Annotated in this window: 19 protein-coding genes; 10 read left to right on the forward strand and 9 right to left on the reverse strand. The window is 54.8% G+C overall.

The window, feature by feature from the left end:
- The first annotated feature begins 53 nt into the window (after nt 1-53).
- The 3 genes from QMZ65_RS14790 to yacL all read left to right on the forward strand — a co-directional run bounded on the left by QMZ65_RS14790 (nt 54) and on the right by yacL (nt 4421).
- Entirely contained in the window at nt 54-1049 is a 996-nt protein-coding gene (locus QMZ65_RS14790) for an aldo/keto reductase (protein ID WP_160833532.1), read from the forward strand.
- 237 nt (nt 1050-1286) lie between these two features.
- On the forward strand, nt 1287-3884 hold the full coding sequence (acnB, locus tag QMZ65_RS14795; RefSeq protein WP_160833531.1) for a bifunctional aconitate hydratase 2/2-methylisocitrate dehydratase: 2598 nt from the start codon (nt 1287-1289) through the stop codon (nt 3882-3884).
- A gap of 174 nt (nt 3885-4058) precedes the next feature.
- Nucleotides 4059-4421, forward strand: a complete 363-nt coding sequence (gene yacL, locus QMZ65_RS14800; protein ID WP_097118360.1) for a protein YacL — start codon at nt 4059-4061, stop codon at nt 4419-4421.
- Nucleotides 4422-4590: 169 nt separating this feature from the next.
- Here yacL and QMZ65_RS14805 read toward each other — a convergent pair whose 3' ends face one another.
- The 4 genes from QMZ65_RS14805 to QMZ65_RS14820 all read right to left on the reverse strand — a co-directional run bounded on the left by QMZ65_RS14805 (nt 4591) and on the right by QMZ65_RS14820 (nt 9119).
- The gene (locus QMZ65_RS14805) at nt 4591-5910 is read right to left on the reverse strand and encodes an MFS transporter (RefSeq protein WP_034829595.1); all 1320 of its coding nucleotides are present in this window, start codon (nt 5908-5910) and stop codon (nt 4591-4593) included.
- 150 nt (nt 5911-6060) lie between these two features.
- On the reverse strand, nt 6061-7014 hold the full coding sequence (locus QMZ65_RS14810; RefSeq protein WP_283216237.1) for a phosphoglycerate dehydrogenase: 954 nt from the start codon (nt 7012-7014) through the stop codon (nt 6061-6063).
- Between the two features lie 54 nt (nt 7015-7068).
- Nucleotides 7069-7953: a dihydrodipicolinate synthase family protein gene (locus tag QMZ65_RS14815; RefSeq protein ID WP_283216238.1), complete on the reverse strand. Its 885-nt coding sequence runs from the start codon at nt 7951-7953 to the stop codon at nt 7069-7071.
- A gap of 17 nt (nt 7954-7970) precedes the next feature.
- Entirely contained in the window at nt 7971-9119 is a 1149-nt protein-coding gene (locus tag QMZ65_RS14820; RefSeq protein WP_034829587.1) for an iron-containing alcohol dehydrogenase, read from the reverse strand.
- Nucleotides 9120-9308: 189 nt separating this feature from the next.
- Between QMZ65_RS14820 and dtnK the strand changes: the two genes are divergently transcribed.
- The 3 genes from dtnK to QMZ65_RS14835 are packed head-to-tail and all read left to right on the forward strand — an operon-like array spanning nt 9309 to nt 12321.
- Nucleotides 9309-10580, forward strand: a complete 1272-nt coding sequence (gene dtnK, locus QMZ65_RS14825; RefSeq protein WP_283216239.1) for a D-threonate kinase — start codon at nt 9309-9311, stop codon at nt 10578-10580.
- A complete protein-coding gene (locus QMZ65_RS14830) occupies nt 10573-11553 on the forward strand; it encodes a D-threonate 4-phosphate dehydrogenase (protein WP_283216240.1) in 981 nt (326 codons plus the stop codon). The genes dtnK and QMZ65_RS14830 overlap by 8 nt, the downstream gene beginning before the upstream one ends.
- 6 nt (nt 11554-11559) lie before the next feature.
- Nucleotides 11560-12321: a DeoR/GlpR family DNA-binding transcription regulator gene (locus QMZ65_RS14835; RefSeq protein ID WP_034829581.1), complete on the forward strand. Its 762-nt coding sequence runs from the start codon at nt 11560-11562 to the stop codon at nt 12319-12321.
- A gap of 118 nt (nt 12322-12439) precedes the next feature.
- On the opposite strand, the gene speD is transcribed toward QMZ65_RS14835, so the two are convergent.
- From speD to QMZ65_RS14850, 3 genes are all read right to left on the reverse strand, one after another.
- Complete coding sequence (speD, locus tag QMZ65_RS14840; protein WP_097118365.1) at nt 12440-13249, reverse strand: adenosylmethionine decarboxylase; 810 nt, start codon at nt 13247-13249, stop codon at nt 12440-12442.
- Nucleotides 13250-13254: 5 nt separating this feature from the next.
- A complete protein-coding gene (gene speE / locus QMZ65_RS14845; protein WP_211729126.1) occupies nt 13255-14118 on the reverse strand; it encodes a polyamine aminopropyltransferase in 864 nt (287 codons plus the stop codon).
- 108 nt (nt 14119-14226) lie between these two features.
- Nucleotides 14227-14574, reverse strand: a complete 348-nt coding sequence (locus QMZ65_RS14850; RefSeq protein ID WP_097118367.1) for a YacC family pilotin-like protein — start codon at nt 14572-14574, stop codon at nt 14227-14229.
- A 177-nt stretch (nt 14575-14751) separates the two neighbouring features.
- On the opposite strand from QMZ65_RS14850, the gene cueO reads away from it, so the two are divergent.
- A complete protein-coding gene (cueO, locus tag QMZ65_RS14855; RefSeq protein WP_097118368.1) occupies nt 14752-16374 on the forward strand; it encodes a multicopper oxidase CueO in 1623 nt (540 codons plus the stop codon).
- Nucleotides 16375-16626: 252 nt separating this feature from the next.
- On the opposite strand, the gene QMZ65_RS14860 is transcribed toward cueO, so the two are convergent.
- Nucleotides 16627-17916 carry a cystathionine gamma-synthase family protein gene (locus QMZ65_RS14860; protein ID WP_283216241.1) on the reverse strand — a complete coding sequence of 430 codons (1290 nt, stop codon included), beginning with the start codon at nt 17914-17916 and terminating at the stop codon, nt 16627-16629.
- Nucleotides 17917-18082: 166 nt separating this feature from the next.
- Between QMZ65_RS14860 and hpt the strand changes: the two genes are divergently transcribed.
- The 3 genes from hpt (at nt 18083) to QMZ65_RS14875 (ending at nt 20555) form a co-directional block, all read left to right on the forward strand.
- Nucleotides 18083-18619: a hypoxanthine phosphoribosyltransferase gene (gene hpt / locus QMZ65_RS14865; protein WP_039331277.1), complete on the forward strand. Its 537-nt coding sequence runs from the start codon at nt 18083-18085 to the stop codon at nt 18617-18619.
- Nucleotides 18620-18864: 245 nt separating this feature from the next.
- Nucleotides 18865-19788, forward strand: a complete 924-nt coding sequence (locus tag QMZ65_RS14870) for an ABC transporter ATP-binding protein (protein WP_097118370.1) — start codon at nt 18865-18867, stop codon at nt 19786-19788.
- Nucleotides 19785-20555 carry an ABC transporter permease gene (locus QMZ65_RS14875; protein WP_034829563.1) on the forward strand — a complete coding sequence of 257 codons (771 nt, stop codon included), beginning with the start codon at nt 19785-19787 and terminating at the stop codon, nt 20553-20555. Before QMZ65_RS14870 ends, QMZ65_RS14875 begins: the two co-directional genes overlap by 4 nt.
- A 37-nt stretch (nt 20556-20592) precedes the next feature.
- Here the strand turns inward: QMZ65_RS14875 and panD are convergent, their stop codons facing one another.
- A complete protein-coding gene (gene panD, locus QMZ65_RS14880) occupies nt 20593-20973 on the reverse strand; it encodes an aspartate 1-decarboxylase (protein WP_034829560.1) in 381 nt (126 codons plus the stop codon).
- Nucleotides 20974-20994: the final 21 nt, after the last annotated feature.

Raw genomic sequence — 20994 nt, forward strand, 5'->3', positions numbered from 1 at the left:
CTGCGATTGCTGAGGTTTATAACATTAACACCGTAAGCGAAGAGGATAAATCAATGCAACAGCGTCAATTAGGCAGTCAGGGATTACAGGTTTCAGCGTTAGGATTGGGCTGCATGGGCATGAACTTTGCCTATGGTCAGAATGATGAAAAGCAAGCGTTGAATACGCTGGCGCGTGCATTTGAACTCGGCGTCAATTTCCTCGATACCGCTGAAGTGTATGGTCCTTTCACCAATGAGATGTTACTGGCGAAAGCGATCAAAGGCCGTAGCGATATCAAAGTGGCGACCAAGTTTGGTTTCCGCATTACCGATCATGGGGAGGGCTGGGAGCGCATTACCGGTGCCAATAGCGAACCGGCGCATATCCGCCGCGCCGTGGAAGGCTCACTTCAGCGCCTGGGTGTCGAAGCCATTGAATTACTGTATCAGCATCGTCTCGATCCAGCCGTGCCGATTGAGGATGTGGTAGGCGTGATGGCGGATCTGGTGCGTGAAGGGAAGGTGAAGTATCTCGGTTTATCCGAAGTCTCATCCGCCACGTTACGCCGCGCGCAGGCGGTGCATCCGATTTCGGCCCTGCAGAGCGAATACTCACTGTGGACGCGCGATCCGGAGCAAGAAATTCTCGCCACCTGCCGTGAGCTGAATATCGGATTTGTCCCTTACAGTCCGTTAGGCCGCGGCTTCCTCACCGGTAAATTCCCGGCGGCGACCACGCTGGCGGAAGATGATTTTCGTCGCTATCTGCCGCGTTTCCAACAGGACGCACAGGCGCATAACCAGAAGTTAGTGAATCAGCTTTCAGAGATGGCTGCAGGTTATGATGCGACAGCAGCACAACTGGCGCTGGCGTGGGTGCTGGCGAAAGGTGAGCATATCGTGCCGATCCCTGGTGCCAGTAAAATCGCCAATCTGGAACAGAACTGTGCTGCGGCCGCTCTCACACTTCATTCAGCCGATATTAAGGCCCTGGATACGCTATTCAATCCACAAAATATTCAGGGTGAGCGCTACAACGAAAGCGAATTCACCCTAGTCGATCGCTAATTTTTAGCCCTTCAATCACAAAATGGCAGGCTCAGGTGGCCTGCTTTTTTGTGTGACCCCGCTCAAAATACAGATAAATCTGCTAAATAACGCGCGGATGTTGCTTTTTTGTAAACAGATTAACAATCAGCCGAAATGCTGCTATGCTGGCCGACGCGGAACCGGGCACCTCACCCTACTGTTTGACAGCTCAAGGGGTGTACCGGAAAGCTATACAATGAGAGCGAGGAGAACGTCGTGCTAGAAGAATACCGTAAGCACGTTGCCGAGCGTGCTGCCCAGGGAATCGTACCTAAGCCGTTAGATGCTTCCCAAATGGCCGCGCTGGTTGAACTGCTGAAAAACCCGCCAGCGGGTGAAGAAGAATTCCTGACCGATCTATTGGTCAACCGTGTACCCCCAGGTGTTGATGAAGCGGCTTATGTAAAAGCTGGTTTCCTGGCAGCTGTCACGAAGGGCGAAGCCCTCTCTCCTCTGGTTACTCGCGAAAAGGCAGTTGAACTGCTGGGCACCATGCAGGGTGGCTACAACATCCATGCCCTGATCGAAGCGCTTGACGATGAAGCACTGGCTCCGATTGCCGCTGAAGCCCTGTCCCATACGCTGCTGATGTTCGATAACTTCTACGATGTCGAAGAGAAAGCGAAAGCGGGTAACCCCCACGCGAAGAAAATTATCCAGTCCTGGGCCGATGCTGAGTGGTTCCTGAAGCGTCCTAAGCTGGCTGAAAAAATCACCACCACCGTGTTTAAAGTGACCGGCGAAACCAACACCGATGACCTCTCTCCGGCACCGGATGCATGGTCTCGCCCGGATATTCCACTACACGCACTGGCGATGTTGAAAAACCCACGTGATGGTATCGAACCCGACGATGCCGGCAGCATTGGGCCGATCAAACAGATCGAAGAATTGCAGAAAAAAGGCTTCCCGCTGACCTACGTCGGTGACGTGGTGGGTACCGGTTCTTCCCGTAAATCTGCCACCAACTCGGTGTTGTGGTTCATGGGCGATGACATTCCGTACGTGCCAAACAAAAAAGGCGGCGGTCTGTGCCTCGGCGGTAAAATCGCACCGATCTTCTTCAACACTATGGAAGATGCGGGCGCACTGCCGATCGAAGTGGACGTTGACCGTCTGAACATGGGCGATGTGATTGACGTTTACCCGTACAAGGGTGAAGTGCGCAATCATGAAACCGACGAACTGCTGGCGACCTTCGAGCTGAAAACCGAAGTGCTGCTGGATGAAGTGCGTGCCGGTGGCCGTATTCCACTGATCATTGGTCGTGGCCTGACCACCAAAGCACGCGAATCTCTCGGTCTGCCGCACAGCGATGTGTTTGTGAAAGCCAAAGACGTTGCAGAGAGCACCCGTGGTTATTCACTGGCGCAGAAAATGGTTGGCCGTGCCTGTGGCGTTGAAGGTATCCGTCCGGGTGCCTACTGTGAACCTAAAATGACCTCTGTGGGTTCTCAGGACACCACCGGTCCAATGACCCGTGATGAACTGAAAGACCTGGCGTGCCTCGGCTTCTCATCCGATTTAGTCATGCAGTCATTCTGTCATACCGCAGCCTATCCTAAGCCGGTTGACGTGACCACGCACCACACCCTGCCTGACTTCATTATGAACCGTGGCGGTGTCTCACTGCGTCCGGGTGACGGGGTTATCCACAGCTGGCTGAACCGTATGCTGCTGCCAGATACCGTGGGTACCGGCGGCGATTCACACACCCGTTTCCCTATCGGTATCTCCTTCCCGGCGGGTTCTGGTCTGGTGGCATTTGCTGCTGCGACCGGCGTGATGCCACTGGATATGCCTGAGTCGGTACTGGTGCGTTTCAAAGGCGAAATGCAGCCGGGAATCACCCTGCGCGATCTGGTTCACGCCATCCCACTGTACGCCATCAAAGCGGGTCTGCTGACTGTTGAGAAGAAAGGGAAGAAAAACATCTTCTCTGGCCGCGTGCTGGAAATCGAAGGTCTGCCGAAACTGAAAGTGGAGCAGGCATTTGAACTGACCGATGCGTCAGCTGAGCGTTCTGCAGCGGGTTGTACCATCAAGCTGGATAAGGAGCCGATCATTGAGTATCTGAACTCAAACATCGTGCTGCTGAAGTGGATGATCTCCGAAGGTTACGGCGATCGTCGTACGCTGGAGCGCCGTGTAGAAGGCATGCAGAAATGGCTGGCGGATCCGCAACTGCTGGAAGGCGATGCGGATGCAGAATATGCGGCAGTGATCGATATCGATCTGGCCGAAATCAAAGAGCCAATCCTGTGTGCGCCAAACGATCCAGATGATGCGCGCTGGTTGTCTGATGTGCAGGGCGAGAAGATCGATGAAGTGTTCATCGGTTCTTGTATGACCAACATCGGTCACTTCCGTGCAGCGGGTAAACTGCTGGATGCGCACAAAGGCCAACTGCCAACCCGTCTGTGGGTGGCGCCGCCTACTAAGATGGATGCCGCTCAGCTGACGGAAGAGGGCTATTACAGCGTCTTCGGTAAGAGCGGTGCGCGTATCGAAATCCCAGGTTGCTCACTCTGCATGGGTAACCAGGCGCGTGTGAAAGACGGTGCGACGGTGGTTTCCACCTCAACCCGTAACTTCCCGAACCGCCTCGGTACCGGCGCGAACGTGTTCCTGGCTTCGGCTGAGTTGGCTGCGGTGGCATCCCTGCTGGGTAAACTGCCAACGCCAGATGAGTATCAGCAGTTTATGGTTCAGGTTGATAAGACGGCGGCAGATACTTACCGCTATCTCAACTTTGACCAGCTGGGTCAGTACACTGAAAAAGCTGACGGCGTTATCTTCCAGACCGCGGTTTAATCGGCGCGAAGGATGAAGAGGGGACGATGCGAATCGTCCCTTTTTTTATGCGCTTTTTTCCTCGAGCATGTCCAGGCATAATGCGAGCGCGATCCCACTTTATTCAGCGCGCTACGCACAAAATGCACCTAACTGGTGCTGCACGTCGCGCCATTAGCTACACGAGGCAAACCCATGGAGTATGAATTTCTGCGTGATTTGACCGGACAGGTCAAAGTGCGTATGTCGATGGACCACGAAGCAGTGGGGCACTGGTTCAATGAAGAGGTCAGAGAGCATCCCGGCCTGTTGGATGAAGTGGAAGCGGCGGCGCGGGAAGTCAAAGGAACGATTAATCAGTGGCAGCGTGTCGGGCATGAATACACCATCTGGCTGGATGAAGAAGAGGTGATGATCCGAGCCAACCAGCTGGCGCTGGAAGATGATGGCATGGAAGAGGGCATGACGTATTACGACGAAGAGAGTCTGTCATTTTGCGGCGTGGAAGATTTCCTCGCAGTGATCGCGGCGTATCGGCAGTTTCTTGCGGGCAGATAACCGCAAAATTTCGCCTGCATTGTCGTGGCGTAGTTTTATTTAGACTCTGGCTTTCCCTGACTCAATGGCGGCAGATGATCCCCTTGAATTCAGCGACATGTCGCCTCCAATTGTTTTTTATTTTCTGTAGGGGAAACGCCGCATCAGGACGATGCGGCGAGTTTGGCACTTACGCGCCGCTTACCACGGAGTGTGGATGATGCGCCTGTTCCTCATCCACGATGGGTTCGACTTTGCCCATCAGGAACAGGTAGTTAAGAATACCGATAACCACTAATACAGCAGAGAACACCAGTGCCCAGGTGAAGTGGCCTGTCGCCCCGACGATGGCACCAGTAATAATCGGCCCCACCGCACCGCCCATGTTGGATACGGTGTTTTGCAGGCCAGCCACGATCGACACGCTGTTCTGCGGTGCCACATCGCCAGGCAGTGCCCACACCTGAGAAGCCGCAACGGTGGTGCCCGATTTGGCGATACACAGCAACAGCACGGTCATAAATACCGAGTCAGTGAACGGGGCGAAGCCGATACACAGTGCCATCATCAGACCAATAGTCAGGAACAGCTTGCGCGTGGCGGTCAGTGACAGCACTTTTTTGTGCACCATGCGATCCGATGCCCAACCGGCCAGCACTTCAATCACCATGCCGCAAATCAGCGGCAGCGCAGCCACCATCCCCATCTTGAGGAAATCCATGCCTTTATCTTTCACCAGATAAGTCGGCAGCCAGGTAATAAAGAAGTATGAGGTGTAGTTAATGGTGAAGAAGCCAATGCACATTGCCCAGATATTGCGGTAGCGCAGCAGTTTGTACCACTTCATCGGACGTACGCTTTTGTCGCCGTGTTTCTGCGCCTGGCCATTACGGATAAAGCGCACTTCATCCTGACTGATCGATTTGTGATCTTCCGGGTTTTCCGCATAGATGAAGTACCACGCAATTACCCAGAACACACCGAGTGAACCAATCACCAGGAAAGTGATGCGCCAGTCGAACATGGCGATCATAAATACGATCAACGGCATGGCCACGGCCCCACCAAACTTCGAGGCGCTGTCGAACAGGCCTGAAACGGTGGCACGTTCGCGATCCGGGAACCAGCGCGCGGTTATCCCGGCGTTGCTCGGATAGGCTGCGGCCTCACCGACACCCAGCGCTAAACGCAGCGCCAGTAGAGATTTAAAGCCGGTTGCCAGGCCCATCGCCATGGTAGCAATTGACCACCAGGCCACCGCAATACCGAGACCTTTTTTCTGACCGAAGCGGTCGGCAAACCAGCCTGCCGGGATCTGCAACAGCGCGTATGACCAGAAGAACGCTGCCATGATAAAGCCCATCATCTCGGGATTAATGTCGAGCTCTTTGATCAAATGCGGGGCAGCCGCAGAGAGTACGGTACGGTCAATATAGTTAATGGCGATCGCCAGCCACATCAGGCCAGCAATCCACCAGCGAATGCGGGTAGAGCGAGAGGTGTTGTTCATAATATTTTTTCACCTTCCCGGTGTCTTTCGCGCTGTCGCGGCGTTGACTGCAATCATCCACCCCACATTCGGGGGACAAATGACCTTGTCGCTGGCGTCAGCACCAATGACTGGGGATTAAAATTTGGATTAAGTAGGGTTTTGAGAAAATTAATCCAGCCCGTTCATAACATTTGTCGGGCGCTCGCCCTGTTTGATGCACTGCACAATCTGCGCGACGCAACGTTCACCAATGGCACTGATGGCACCGTCGGTGTAACCCGCGATATGCGAAGTCGGGATAAAGTTGCTGAGGGTGAACAGCGGATGTTCCGCCAGCGGTTCCTGCTCAAACACATCGGCGGCCGCGCCAGCGATGACGTTGTCCAGCAGTGCCTGATACAGATCTTGCTCATTGACGATGCTACCGCGTGAGGCATTGATCAGGAATGCACTCTTCTTCATGCGCTTGATGCGCGCAGCATCGAACAGATTCTGGGTTTTATCGGTGAGCGGCTTGTGCAAGGTGATGAAATCGCTGCTTTCGGTCAGCTGATCGAGGCTGACGAATTCGATGCCATGCTCGGCGGCAAATTTTTCATCCGGATAAAAGTCGAAAGCAATCACGCGCATGTTGAAGCCTTTGGCACGCAGCGCAACCTGTCTACCGATATTCCCGAGGCCGATAATGCCCAGCGTTTTGCCATACACATCGGTGGCAAAGATGCGCGGCCAGTTACCGGCACGGGTTTCAATTGCAGCCTGGGTAATCTGGCGTGCGCTATTCAGAATCAACGCGAACGCGAAGTCAGCCACGGCATGTTTATTGGCATCCGGCACATTGGTGACGTAAATGCCGCGTGCGCGGGTGGCATCCAGATTGATGTTGTCGACGCCCACGCCATGCTTACACACGATCTTCAGCTGAGGTGCTTTTGCCAGCATTGCTTCATTCACATCGGTAAAGGCAACGATCATCGCCACGGTCTCGGCCAGATGCGGCTCCAGCGCGCTAAGCGGTGCATCGGCGGGCAGGGTGATCAGCTCAAAACCCTGCTGTTCCAGCGCATCAATAGGCGCAGCGTCGTATTTGGCGAAAGACGGTGAAGTACAGATAACTTTCATAGCGTTTCCCAATCCTGGTGTTGGAACGGGCAGCAACCGCTGCCCAATCGGTATTTACTGCAAATACTGATTCACGATCTGGCGGATCTTCTGCTCTTCTTCGGCAGAGAAGCTCACCGCATAACGGCTGTTACCCACATCTGAACCCAGCAGTGAAACAGCTTTCTTCACGGTGGCCGGTGGGAAACCGACGCTGTAGAGATCGGTGCGCAGGCCCGTGATGTTCTCTTGTGCCTGGCGTGAGCCTTCAATATCGCCCGCATGGAAATGTGCCCAGATAGCGTTGATCTCTTTCGGCGCCACGTTGGCGAGACCCGAAATACAGGCAGTACAACCTTCAACAAAGCCACGGTGGATCAGCGAGTCTGGGCCGGTCAGCACGTTGAAGTTTTCCACGCCTTCAGCGGCCTTCAGGAAACCGCTCAGGCTCTCATAGCTGCCCGCACTGTCTTTGATGCCGATAATGTTGGGATGTGAAGCCAGCGCACGCACGGTTTCCGGCTGTAAGGTGTTGCCGGTGCGTGCAGGGATGTTGTACAGATACAGCGGGACTTCAATCGCATCTGCCACCGCGCGGTAGTGGGCAATCAACTCTTCCTGCTTCAGCGGCACGAAATACGGAGTGATCACCGAAACCGCATCCACGCCCAGTTTGGCGACTTGTTTGCCGAGGCGGATGGTTTCACGGGTAGAGATCTCACCGATGTGCGCCACAACCGGGGCAGCGCCGTTCACTTCATCGACGCAGGTTTCGGTAACCGCTAACTTCTCCTGCTCGTTGAGCACAAAGAACTCACCGTTGGTACCGCCGCAGAAGATGCCGTTACCCGCGCTGAGCTGACGTTGTACCTGCAGGCGCTGAGCCGCGGGATTAAACGCACCTTCACTGTCAAAGGTGGTGACGATGGCGGTTAATACGCCCTGAATTTTCTTACTCATGATGCCCTCATTAATCCTTAGTGATTCAAAGCCGGAAAGAGTGTCAGGTAGACGTTTCGTACGTCATCGGCGCTCACTTTCATCGGTACATTCTTCATCAGTCGCTGCACGTCGAGCGCGGCTTCAACCAGATACGGCAGGTGATCCGGGCCGATACCCAGTTCTTCCAGACTGGCAGGCAGTTTGAGACGTTTCACCAGCGCGGCAAAGTACTCCACCAGCGCATGCGATTTGGCTTCTTCATCCAGTGAGGCATCTGCGTCCGGCAGCAGATCGTAGGCCTGCGCGAATTTGCTCACGGCGGCGGGGCGTACAAAGCGCATGCACGGTGCCAGCAGAATGGCGTTCGCCACGCCGTGCGGCAGATGATATTTGCCGCCCAGCGGATAGGACATCGCATGCACCAGATGGGTACCGGCGTGGGCAATCGATGCGCCACCGTAATAAGAAGCCCACAACATATTCAGGCGCGCTTCCAGATTGCCCGGTTCGGCAATCGTGGTCTCAAGGCTGGCAAACAGCTTTTTCATGCCGATCAGCGCATAGTTATCACTCACCGGATTGGACACGGTGGCGGTAAAGCACTCGATCAGATGACAGAGTGCATCAATACCGGTCGAAGAGGCGATATGCGGCGGCATGCTTGTGGTCAGTTCAGGCACCAGTGCGACATAATCGGGCAGCATCACCGGAGTGATGATGCCAACTTTGGTCTCTTTCTCTGGGATCGCCAGGATTGCGTTTGGCGTGGCTTCGGAGCCGGTACCGGCGGTGGTCGGGATCAACAGTGACGTGGTGCGGGTCAGCGGTTTCTCTCCGGCCAGCAGGGCATCCAATGTTGGCGCGCCATCAACGCACAGAATCGACAGCAGTTTGGCGACATCCAGCACGCTGCCGCCGCCCACGCCGATCACCAGATCGACGTCGGTAGAAGGTAGTGCGGCAACAATGGCGGCGACATCGTGCTGGCTTGGCTCCGGCGGCACGCTGTTGACGATGCTCAAACTGCTGATCTGCTGTTTCAGCTGCGCGATCAGCGACTGAACCGCTGGAATGCCTTCGATATTCTTGTCGGTGACCAGAAGCGCTTTGTCTTTACTCTGCAGTAAATAGCTGAGGTCATTAAGCGCCTGGAAGCCACTGATCACGGTGCTGTTGATATTCATTTCATACCCTTATCGCGGTTTTTTCGTACTAAATGATTAACTTTGCTCATTCAGTGCGGGTTCTGTCACTACAGTGCCTAAATTTATAGGACAAATTGATTTCAAATAATTTGATCTTGCTCACATATAATCAATCATGATTGAATATAATCAATCTCAACACGGCGAACTGCCGTCAGAGGAAAGAGAATGACTTCACAGCCATGGAAAACACCCGTCTTAGTGATCGCGGATGATTTTACCGGTGCCAACGACGCCGGTAGCGGACTGGCGCGAGCAGGCGCAAAGGTGCATGTGCTGTTTGATAGCAGTACAGCCCACGATGCCAGCAGCGCCGATGTGCTGGTCATCAGCACCGACAGCCGTGCAGTCAGTGCAGCAGAAGCAGCGCATCGTACAACGCTAGCATTACAGCAGCATCAGGCGATTGCCCAGGATGGCTGGCTGTTTAAAAAGATTGATTCCACGCTGCGCGGCAATCCGGGCGCAGAGATTGAGGCCGCATTGCACGCCAGCGGAAAAACCTTAGCGCTGGTGGTGCCCGCTGTGCCGAAATTGGGCCGTACCACGCGTGAAGGTGAAGTCTGGATCAACCAGCAGCGTCTGACGGACACCGAATTTGCCAGCGACCCGAAAACCCCGGTGACCAGTAGCCATGTGTTAACCCGCCTGCACATGCAAAGCGATCTGACCGGTGAAACTCTGGACCTGGCGACGGTGCGCAGTGGCAAGCTGGCACAGGTGCTTGCCAGTAGGCAGGGCTTAGTGGTGCTGGATGCCGAGCAGGATGCTGATATTGCGCTGATTGTGGCGGCGGCGGCGAGTTTACCCGCACGACCCTTACTCGCAGGCGCTTCCGGATTAGGTGATGCATTGGGCGAATATCTGGCGACGCGTCCGGCCAGGCCGGTGCTGGCCGTGGTGGGTTCGATGAGCGCCATCGCGCAGCAGCAAATCGCCCGCCTCGCGACCCAACGTGACATTCGCATTATCGATATTGATATTCGTCAGTTGTTTGCTCAGCCCGCGTGGCCGCAGGCTGTCGAGTGGCAGCAGGCGATGCAACAGGCTTTACGCGACGGCGCACACTGCGTAGTGCGCACCACACAGCATGCAGAGCAACGCCATGAGATTGAACAGCTGTGTCAGCAATATCAGGTGTCACGCCAGGAGCTGGGAGAACGCATCTGCCACTTCCTCGCCCAATTGACCCACAACGTTTGCCGCCAGGCCTTGCCTGCCGGGTTGTATCTTTCGGGCGGCGACGTGGCAATTGCCGTCGCACAAGCGCTCGGCGCCAGTGGTTTTCAGATTCAGGGCCTGGTGGCGGGCTGTGTGCCGCACGGGGTTCTGCTAAATAGCGAATTACACCTGCCGGTGATGACCAAAGCGGGTGGCTTTGGTGACGAAAACACCCTGATAGAAGCCATCCGTTTCATTGAGGAGAAGTCGAGTGAATAAAATTATTGCGGTGACCATGGGCGATCCGGCGGGCATTAGCCCGGAGATCATCATTAAAGCGTTAGCGGAAGGCGACCTGGCGGGGATCCCGGCAGTGGTGGTCGGCTGTGCCAGCACGCTGCGTCGGGTGATGGGATTGAACATTACGCCGCAGGCTGAATTACGCGTACTGGATAACGTCAAAGACGCGCATTTCACACCGGGCATCATCAACGTGATCGATGAACCGCTGGCGAATCCTGAAGCCTTGAAACCGGGCGTAGTGCAGAAGGAAGCGGGCGATTTGGCCTGGCGTTGTGTGAAACGCGCCACCGAACTGGCACTGGCCGGGGAAGTGCACGCAATCGCGACAGCTCCACTCAATAAAGAAGCACTGCACTCAGCAGGGCACATTTATCCGGGACACACCGAACTGCTGGCGCAACTGACTAACACCAAAAACTACGCCATGGTGCTGTACACCGATCATCTGAAGGTGATCCACGTCACGACGCATATCGCGCTGCGTAAGTTCCTCGACACCCTGAATGGGGACCGTATCCAGACGGTGATCGGCATGGCGGATACCTTCCTGCGCCGCGTCGGTTTCGACAAGCCGCGCATTGCCGTAGCTGGGGTGAATCCGCATGCGGGCGAAAATGGCCTGTTTGGTGACGAAGAGATCACCACCGTAGCACCGGCAATCAAAGTGATGAAAGAGCAGGGCATTGATGTTTATGGCCCGTGCCCGCCGGATACCGTGTTCCTGCAGTGTCAGCAAGGTCAGTACGATATGGTGGTGGCGATGTATCACGACCAGGGGCACATCCCTCTGAAATTGTTAGGTTTTTATGATGGCGTCAATATCACCGCTGGCCTGCCGTTTATCCGTACTTCCGCGGACCACGGCACGGCGTTTGATATCGCCTGGACAGGTAAAGCGAACTCTGCGAGCATGGCGATCTCCATTAAACTCGCGATGCAGCTAGCATAGGGAAATATGAAGGGACAAAGCCGTCTCGACCAGATTATGGACTACCTGAAAAGTCATAATCTGGTCACTGTAGAACAGCTGGTGAGTGCGATCTCGGCTTCACCGGCGACGATCCGCCGCGATCTGATCAAGCTCGACAAGGAAGGCGTCATTAGCCGCAGCCATGGCGGAGTGACGCTCAATCGTTTTATTCCTGCGCAGCCGACCACGCTGGAAAAAATGCAGCGTAATCTGGCCGAGAAGCAGGCCATCGCGCAGTTTGCCGCCAGCTATGTGCAGTCGGGCGACTCCGTGGTGCTGGATGCCGGTACCACCATGCTGGAACTGGCGCGCCAGCTCACGCATCTGCAACTGCGAGTGATCACCGCCGACCTGCATATCGCGCTGTTCCTGTCTGAATTCAAGCAGATTGAAACCACCATTATTGGTGGCCGTATTGATGACTCCAGTCAGTCTTGTATTGGGGAGCATGGCCGACGCCTGCTGCGCAGCATCAATCCGGATATCGCGTTCGTTAGCTGTAACTCGTGGAGTATCGAACGCGGGATTACGACGCCGACGGAAGATAAAGCCGGTCTGAAGATGGATCTGCTGGCGAATGCACGCCGCCGCATTCTGCTGGCTGACAGCAGTAAGTACGGTTCCTGGTCGCTATACTGCGCCGCACCGATTGATAGTTTGACCGATGTGGTGACGGATGCGCGTCTCGACGACGCAGTTTGTCGCGCGTTGCGTGAGCGTGGCATTGGTTTGCAGCTGACAGCCTGATGTAACAAGGTCGCCATCAAAGGCGACCCTTCAGCAACAGGGTTAACCCAATGCTAGCCCTGCACCGACATTTGCTTGCGTAGGTGCCCATTGATGCGCACCCGTTAATCGCAGCCCACTACGATAGCTTCAATCCCGTCGCCGGAATATTGCGGCCGTAGTAGATTTCACGCATCTCTTTCCACAGCAGATTGGTGATGCGCTTGTGCTCCTGCGGGTTGAGTTCTTCAGGCCTGGTATTGAACAGGTAGTATTTCAGGTCAAATTCCTTCAGTAACATCTTGGTGTGAAAGATATTTTCCTGATAGACGTTCACATCCACCATGTCGTACATCGACTTCATATCCTCGGACATAAAGTTCTGAATCGAATTGATCTCGTGATCGATAAAGTGCTTTAAGCCATTCACATCACGGGTAAAACCACGCACGCGATAATCAATGGTAACGATGTCCGATTCCAGTTGGTGAATCAGGTAATTCAGCGCCTTAAGCGGCGAAATCACCCCACAGGTGGAGACTTCGATATCAGCGCGGAAGGTGCACAATCCCCCCTCAGGATGGCTTTCTGGATAGGTGTGCACGCAAATATGGCTCTTATCCAGATGCGCCACCACCGAATTGGGCAGCGGACCCGGATGCTCAGATTTATCGATATCCTGCGGATTGATCGGCTCTTCGCTGACCAGAATGGTGACGCTGGCACCCTGCGGTTCATAATCTTGTCGCGCGATGTTCAGCACGTTGGCACCAATGATTGAGCAGGTCTCAGTCAGGATTTCGGTGAGGCGATTCGCATTATACTGCTCATCAATATAGGCGATGTAGCCATCACGCTCCGCTTCGCTGTTGGCGTAGCAAATATCGTAAATACAAAAACTCAGGCTCTTCGTCAGATTATTGAAGCCGTGTAGTTTCAGCTTTTGCAATTTCGTCACTCCTCACACGACAAGGCATTCAGCAGATATTGCGGTAAGGCAAAGCTACCGACATGAATCGCGGGATTGTAGTAGCGGCAGCGTAGGCCCGCGTCGTCAAAGCGTGATTGCAGGGTGACTGCATCCCACTGGCGTAGCGTCTCGTTGTCGCTTGCCCAGGCAAATGTCATGATGCCGCCGTAATAGGTGGGGATTGCCGCCTGATAAAAGCTGACGTCGGAGAAGTAATGGCCAAGTTTACGATGGCTGTTGATCGCTTCGTCCTGCTGCAGGAAACAGACGCCGTTCTGTGCCACAAAGATTCCACCTGGATTCAGCGCCTGTTTGCAGCCGGCATAGAATTCAGAGGTAAACAGACTTTCACCGGGACCGATGGGATCGGTGCAATCGGAAATAATGACGTCGAACTTCTCTTGCGTCTGGGTGACGAAATTCACACCATCATCAATCACCAGATTCAGCCGTGGATCGTCGTAGGCACCGGCGCTGTGATTGGGCAGATACGTCTTGCAAAAACTCACCACGCCGGCATCGATCTCAACCATGGTGATCTGTTCAATGGTTTGGTGACGTAAGACCTCGCGCAGCATGGCGCCATCGCCACCGCCAATGATCAGCACGCGTTTCGCCTTGCCGTGCGCCAGGATTGGCACGTGGGTCATCATTTCGTGGTAGATGAACTCATCGCGCTCGGTGGTTTGCACCACACCGTCCAGCGCCATGACACGACCAAAAGCGGCATTTTCAAAGATCACCAGATCCTGATGCGCCGTTTTGTCGCGATAAAGCAGTTTATCTACCGTGAAATACTGTCCAAATCCGGCATGAAGCGTCTCATACCACATTTCATTCTGGGCCATGATGGGGCTCTCCTCGAATGTCATCGCCATGAAATTAGGGGAAAAAGCATAGCGAAATATGACCGTGGTTGCACGGTCAAATCTTCAGCAGCAGAGCGGGATGGCGGGCTATTTGACGTAAGCGAGCAGACTCAGCGAGTCACGCGCCAGCGACTTACACTTCTTGTCATTGGTAATGGCGATACCGCTCAAATCTTTGTAACTCTCTTCGCCGAGCGACTTCATGTTGTAGTTGCTGTAATTGCCCAGATCCCAGCGGTTCTGCTGGGCAAAAAACACCAGCGCTTTGCGAATTTGCGCATCGGGCAGATCCTGATAGCCACAATCGTTCTTCAGGTAAACAAACACCGCGGTCAGATCGGCCAGATCTTCAGCTTCGGATTCGCTCAGGGCAAAACTGGTGGAGGAGAAGCCAAGGAGTCCCGCCAGCAGCAGGATCTTGATGCTTTTCGTCATAATCATTCTCAACAAGGGACAATTTATTGACGTTAGCACAGTTATTGCAGGGATTCCGCTAAATTTGCCCAAATGGGGCATTCCCACGGTTTTTATCGGCGCATTCTGTTAAGGAGCTTGACCCTCCCGCAGGGTAAAGGTTTACGCTGTGCCCTTATTCACGACAAGGATAAGAATATGCAACGTCGTCATTTTCTAAAGTTGACCGCCGCACTCAGCGCGGCAGGTGCGCTGCCTTTGTGGAGCCGTTCGTTAATGGCGGCGACGCGCCCGCTGCTACCGATCCCCTCTATTTTGCAGCCCGATGCACGCGGAGCGTACACGCTTACCGCGATGAGTGGCACCAGCCAATGGAACGGCAAATCCGTCCCGACGTGGGGCTATAACGGCAGTCTGCTCGGCCCGGCGCTGCGGTTGCCGCGCGAGAAAGCCGTTACGGTGAATATTCATAATCGGCTGGCGGAAGCAACGACATTGCACTGGCACGGTCTGGAAATTCCTGGCGATGTTGATGGTGGACCGCAAGCACTGATTGCGCCCGGTGCCTCACGTCAGGTGACCTTTACGCCCGATCAACCGGCTGCCACCTGTTGGTTCCATCCGCATCAGCATGGCAAAACCGGCTATCAGGTGGCGCAGGGGCTGGCGGGACTGGTGTTGTTAGAGGACGAAGATTCCGGCAAATTGCGTCTGCCGATGCAGTGGGGCGAAGATGACGTGCCGCTGATTTTCCAGGATAAACAGCTGACCAAAGACGGCGCAAAAATCGATTACCAACTCGACATCATGCGCGCGGCGGTGGGCTGGTTTGGTGACATGATGTTAACCAACGGCGTGCAGTATCCGCAGCAAGCGGTGCCACGCGGCTGGCTGCGCTTGCGTCTGTTGAACGGCTGCAATGCCCGTTCGCTGGATATCGCCACCAGTGATAAGCGCCCAATGTACGTGATTGCCAGCGATGGCGGTTTGCTGGCCGAGCCGGTAAAAGTGGATAGCCTGCCGCTGCTGCCTGGCGAGCGTTTCGAAGTGATGATTGATACTTCAGACGGCAAAACCTTCGACATGGTGACGCTGCCGGTGACGCAGATGGGCATGACGCTGGCACCCTTTGATCAACCCTTGCCGCTGGTGCAAATTCTGCCACTGCGCGTGATGGCAAGTGGTTCTATGCCGGATAAGCTGGTGGATCTGCCGCCGCTACCATCAGTGGAAGGCGTGCAAAGCCGCTGGCTACAACTGATGATGGATCCGCAACTGGATCAACAAGGCATGCAGGCGCTGATGGATCGTTACGGTCATCAAGCCATGGCCGGGATGAAAATGGATCATGGCAACATGGACTCGAAGGGTGGGACCATGCAGATGGATCATGGCAACATGGACATGAGCGGCGGTGCCATGAAGATGGACCATGGCAGTATGCCGATGGATCACGCAAAAACAGCGGCTTACGATTTCCACAACGGCAATAAAATCAACGGTCAGGCGTTTAACATGACCAAGCCGATGTTCAATGCTGAACTCGGCAAGCTGGAAAAATGGACCATTTCCGGTGAGGGCGATGCCATGCTGCATCCGTTCCACATTCATGGCACTCAGTTCCGCATCCTGTCAGAAAACGGCAAGCCGCCAGCGCCGCATCGCGCGGGCTGGAAAGACATGGTCAGCGTGAACGGCTGGCGCAGTGAGGTGCTGGTGCGGTTTAACTACGTTGCCAATGCCGATAACGCCTACATGGCGCATTGCCATCTGCTGGAGCATGAAGATACCGGCATGATGCTAGGCTTCACTGTCGGCTAAGTGACTGCCTCACCGCAGCGAAGCCAAAACGTCTTCGCTGCGGGTTGTTTAGCAACACCAGGGCATAAGCGTGGCATTTTACTGCTCAGCAGCAGTATCAGGGCGCCAATGGCCTGATTTCCTGTTACAGGGGCAGGGCACAAGTGGCCTGGTTTACGGCAGCACACGAGCGTGGACATCGGACAGCCTTATCCTGCTGCTCGATGCCTGGTCAACGCCGCTAACTCCTCTCTGAGCGTGCCAGGCAAGTGATTATGCCTGAGCCGCTTCCAGTGCCAGCCGGATATCCTCAATCAAATCATCAGCATGCTCGATACCAATCGACAAACGTACCGTGGCATCGGTAATGCCAATACGCTGGCGTACCTCCTGCGGTACGCCGGAATGGGTGGTGCTGCCCGGATGACTGGCGAGTGATTCGGTGCCGCCCAGGCTCACCGCCAGTTTGAACAACGCAAGGGCATTGAGAAAACGAAATGCTGCCGGCTGGCCGCCTTTGATATCGAACGAGAAGGTGGAACCTGCGCCGCTGCATTGTCGCTGGAAGGTTTCACCCGCAGAGGTGTCCGCATCGAGATAGGGCAGCCAGTGCAATTTTTCTACCTGCGGGTTATCACGCAAAAACGCGGCGACTTTTTCTGCATTGCTGGCGGCTTTCTCCATCCTCAACGACAGCGTTTCCAGCGATCGTCCAATCATCCAGCTGGAGTGCGGATCAAGTTGTGTGCCGATGGCGCTGCGCAGCGATCGCACCTTGCTCACCAGCGCTTTGCTGCCCAGCACCGCACCGGCAATCAGATCCGAATGGCCGCCGACATATTTGGTGAGCGAGTAGAGCGACAAGTCTGCACCGTGCTGTAAAGGACGTTGAAACAGCGGGCCGAGCAAGGTGTTATCGCAGGCGAGAATCGGGCGCGAACCTTGCTGCTGGGTGATGACATCTGCTACCTGCTTCATCAGCTGAATATCCACCAGGCTGTTGGTCGGGTTGGCCGGCGTCTCAATCAGAATCAGCGCCACACGACCGCGCTGCCACGCCAGTTTGGCTGCTTCATACACTTTGTCTTCATCGGTGCCATCGCTGAAGCCGACGGCTTTAATCTCTAAATCGTGCAGCGTTTTGCTTAGCAACGTTTCAGTGCCGCCGTACAGCGGCTGCGAATGCAAAATCACTTCACCTGGCCGCGCAAACGCCAGCAGCGTGGTGGCAATGGCCGACATTCCGGAGGAGAACAGCGCGGCACTTTCTGCCTGTTCATAGATGGCCAACCGATCTTCCACAATCTCGCTATTGGGATGGTTGAAGCGTGAGTATACCAGCCCACCGCTCTTGCCCTCCGGCGGCTGCTTACGTCCGGCAACGAAATCAAAAAAGTCCCGTCCCTCTTCGGCGCTGTTGAACACAAAGGTCGAAGTCAGGAATACAGGAGGTTTGACTGCGCCCTCCGATAGCCGCGGATCGTAACCGTAATTAAGCATCTGCGTTTCCGGATGCAGATCGTGGGTGCCAATCTGTGTTTTTTTACTGGATGAAGCGGCCATAGGATCTCCAGAGAATACCGGTGAGAGTGCGGGTGGGTTTTCTGTAGTTAAGGCCAGCGCAATAAATTTTGCCACGGTATCGTTTGCGTTCTGTGCGCGGCGTTAGAGGTTGGTTCGACTATGATAGACTTCGTGGCTTTCTGAAAACCTTAACCAGGCGAATGCAATGAAACACACCGTCGACGTGATGATCTCTGAGCAGGAGATTGCAACCCGTATTGCCGAACTGGGCAAGCAGATTAGCGAACACTACCGTAGCAGCGGCAGCGAAATGGTGTTGGTGGGTCTGCTGCGTGGCTCCTTTATGTTTATGGCCGATCTCTGCCGTGCCATCGATGTCCCGCATGAAGTCGACTTTATGACCGCCTCCAGCTACGGCAGCGGCATGTCATCGACCCGCGACGTGAAAATCCTGAAAGATCTGGATGAGGACATTCGCGGCAAAGACGTGCTGATCGTGGAAGACATCATCGATTCTGGCAACACGCTGAGCAAAGTGCGCGAGATCCTGCGCCTGCGCGAGCCAAAGTCACTGGCCATCTGCACCCTGCTGGATAAACCAGAGCGTCGCGAAGTGGAAGTGACCGTGGAATACGTTGGTTTCACCATTCCTGACGAGTTCGTGGTCGGCTTTGGTATCGACTACGCGCAGCGCTATCGTCATCTGCCGTATATTGGCAAAGTTATCCCGACCGGTGAATAACCGCACAATCTACCAAGGCTAATCCCGCCAGCCTGCGATAAGATGCGCAGCCCGCGAGTCAATGACTGACGGGCTGCGCTTGCGTTCCCCTACCGCATGCAGAGTGGTAAAGTGTCGCGGGTTATCGCTCAGCGCTTCATCTTTGATTTTTCACTCGTTATCTCTGAATAACCCCGCATGCTCGGCGTGAGCGCACTATCATTTCATAGGGCTTTGATGTCACTACAACAGGGTATGGATTCGCAATGACTTATGCACTGGAACTTTCCGGGCTCACCAAAACCTATCCCGGCGGCGTTCAGGCGCTGAAGAAGCTTGATCTCAACGTTGAGGCAGGCGATTTTTACGCACTGCTCGGGCCAAACGGCGCGGGTAAATCGACCACTATCGGCATCATCAGTTCGCTGGTGAATAAATCCGGCGGCAGCGTGCGGGTGTTTGGCTATGACCTGGAAAAAGACGTGGTCAATGCGAAACGCCAGCTGGGTCTGGTTCCGCAGGAGTTCAACTTTAACCCGTTTGAAACCGTGATGCAGATTGTGGTGAATCAGGCGGGTTACTACGGCGTGGAGCGTTCTGAAGCTAACAAGCGCGCGGAAAAATACCTTAACCAACTCGATCTGTGGGGCAAACGCAACGAGCGTGCACGCATGCTGTCGGGCGGGATGAAACGCCGTTTGATGATCGCACGTGCGCTGATGCACGAGCCAAAACTGCTGATTCTGGATGAACCGACCGCAGGTGTCGATATCGAACTGCGTCGTTCAATGTGGACCTTCCTGAAAGATCTCAACATCAAAGGCACCACCATTATTCTCACCACGCACTACCTGGAAGAAGCAGAAATGCTGTGCCGCAATATCGGCATTATTCAGAGCGGTGAGCTGGTGGAAAACACCTCGATGAAAGGCCTGCTGTCAAAGCTGCAATCGGAAACCTTCATCCTCGATCTGGCGCCGCGTAGTCCGCTGCCGCAGCTGGAAGGCTTCCAGTATCGCCTGGTGGATACCTCTACGCTGGAAGTGGAAGTGATGCGTGAGCAGGGGCTCAACAGCGTGTTCAGCCAGCTGAGTGCGCAGGGCGTGCAGGTGCTGAGTATGCGTAACAAAGCGAACCGCCTTGAAGAGCTGTTCGTCAGCCTGACCCAGGGTAAAGGAGTGAAAGCATGACACATTTATACTGGGTGGCGCTCAAGAGTATCTGGGCCAAGGAGATCAACCGTTTTGCCCGCATCTGGATTCAGACGCTGGTGCCACCGGTGATCACCATGACGCTCTATTTCATCATCTTCGGTAATCTGATTGGTTCACGCATCGGCGATATGCATGGCTTCAGCTATATGCAGTTCATCGTGCCGGGTCTGATCATGATGGCGGTGATTACCAACGCTTACGCCAACGTGGCCTCTTCATTCTTCAGCGCCAAATTCCAGCGCAATATTGAAGAGCTGCTGGTGGCGCCGGTGCCCACGCACATTATCATCGCTGGTTATGTTGGCGGCGGCGTGGCGCGTGGCGTGTGCGTCGGTATTCTGGTGACGGCGATTTCGCTGTTCTTTGTGCCGTTCCACGTGCACTCGTGGTCAATGGTGGCCCTGACGCTGCTGCTGACTGCGATTCTGTTCTCGCTGGCTGGCCTGCTGAATGCGGTGTTTGCGCGTACCTTTGACGATATCAGCTTGATCCCCACCTTCGTGCTGACACCGTTAACCTATTTGGGGGGGGTGTTCTATTCGCTGACGCTGCTGCCGCCGTTCTGGCAGGCGGTGTCGAAACTGAACCCGGTGGTATATATGATCAGTGGATTCCGCTACGGTTTCCTCGGCATCAATGATGTGCCGCTGGTGTTTACCCTGTCAGTGCTGATTGCCTTTATTGTGGTGTTTTACGTACTGGTGTATGCGTTGATTCAGCGCGGTCGCGGATTGCGGACTTAAGTTTTACGGGGGCGGCCGAATGGCCGCCCTCGTTGTATCAAGCCACCTGAACCGGCAACGCTTTAGCGATGCGTTTCATCTCGTTGTCGCCTTCGAAATAAGCGACTTTGGGCTGCCAGCTACGGGCGACTTCATCTTCCACCTGCACATAAGAGCAGATGATCATGATGTCACCTTCACAGGCACAACGGGCGGCGGCACCATTGACGGAGATGATCTTCGAGCCACGCTCAGCGGCAATCGCGTAGGTGGAGAAACGCTGACCGTTGGTGACGTTATAAATGTCGATGGCTTCGTATTGCAGAATGCCGGATGCATCAAGAAAATCCTGGTCGATGGCGCAGGAACCTTCGTAGTGCAAATCTGCCTGCGTAACTTTCACGCGGTGCAGTTTGCCCTGAAGTACGGTACGAATCATAACGGGATAACCTTATTAAGC

The organism is Pantoea sp. EABMAA-21 (assembly GCF_030053335.1).
GTDB lineage: Bacteria > Pseudomonadota > Gammaproteobacteria > Enterobacterales > Enterobacteriaceae > Pantoea > Pantoea communis.

Bases quoted from the DNA above. Each gene is read 5' to 3' on its own strand.
- QMZ65_RS14790 (WP_160833532.1), top strand. From the start codon at position 54: ATGCAACAGCGTCAATTAGGCAGTCAGGGATTACAGGTTTCAGCGTTA.
- yacL (WP_097118360.1), top strand. From the start codon at position 4,059: ATGGAGTATGAATTTCTGCGTGATTTGACCGGACAGGTCAAAGTGCGT.
- QMZ65_RS14805 (WP_034829595.1), bottom strand. From the start codon at position 5,910: ATGAACAACACCTCTCGCTCTACCCGCATTCGCTGGTGGATTGCTGGC.
- QMZ65_RS14810 (WP_283216237.1), bottom strand. From the start codon at position 7,014: ATGAAAGTTATCTGTACTTCACCGTCTTTCGCCAAATACGACGCTGCG.
- QMZ65_RS14815 (WP_283216238.1), bottom strand. From the start codon at position 7,953: ATGAGTAAGAAAATTCAGGGCGTATTAACCGCCATCGTCACCACCTTT.
- QMZ65_RS14820 (WP_034829587.1), bottom strand. From the start codon at position 9,119: ATGAATATCAACAGCACCGTGATCAGTGGCTTCCAGGCGCTTAATGAC.
- dtnK (WP_283216239.1), top strand. From the start codon at position 9,309: ATGACTTCACAGCCATGGAAAACACCCGTCTTAGTGATCGCGGATGAT.
- QMZ65_RS14835 (WP_034829581.1), top strand. From the start codon at position 11,560: ATGAAGGGACAAAGCCGTCTCGACCAGATTATGGACTACCTGAAAAGT.
- speE (WP_211729126.1), bottom strand. From the start codon at position 14,118: ATGGCCCAGAATGAAATGTGGTATGAGACGCTTCATGCCGGATTTGGA.
- QMZ65_RS14850 (WP_097118367.1), bottom strand. From the start codon at position 14,574: ATGACGAAAAGCATCAAGATCCTGCTGCTGGCGGGACTCCTTGGCTTC.
- cueO (WP_097118368.1), top strand. From the start codon at position 14,752: ATGCAACGTCGTCATTTTCTAAAGTTGACCGCCGCACTCAGCGCGGCA.
- QMZ65_RS14860 (WP_283216241.1), bottom strand. From the start codon at position 17,916: ATGGCCGCTTCATCCAGTAAAAAAACACAGATTGGCACCCACGATCTG.
- hpt (WP_039331277.1), top strand. From the start codon at position 18,083: ATGAAACACACCGTCGACGTGATGATCTCTGAGCAGGAGATTGCAACC.
- QMZ65_RS14870 (WP_097118370.1), top strand. From the start codon at position 18,865: ATGACTTATGCACTGGAACTTTCCGGGCTCACCAAAACCTATCCCGGC.
- QMZ65_RS14875 (WP_034829563.1), top strand. From the start codon at position 19,785: ATGACACATTTATACTGGGTGGCGCTCAAGAGTATCTGGGCCAAGGAG.
- panD (WP_034829560.1), bottom strand. From the start codon at position 20,973: ATGATTCGTACCGTACTTCAGGGCAAACTGCACCGCGTGAAAGTTACG.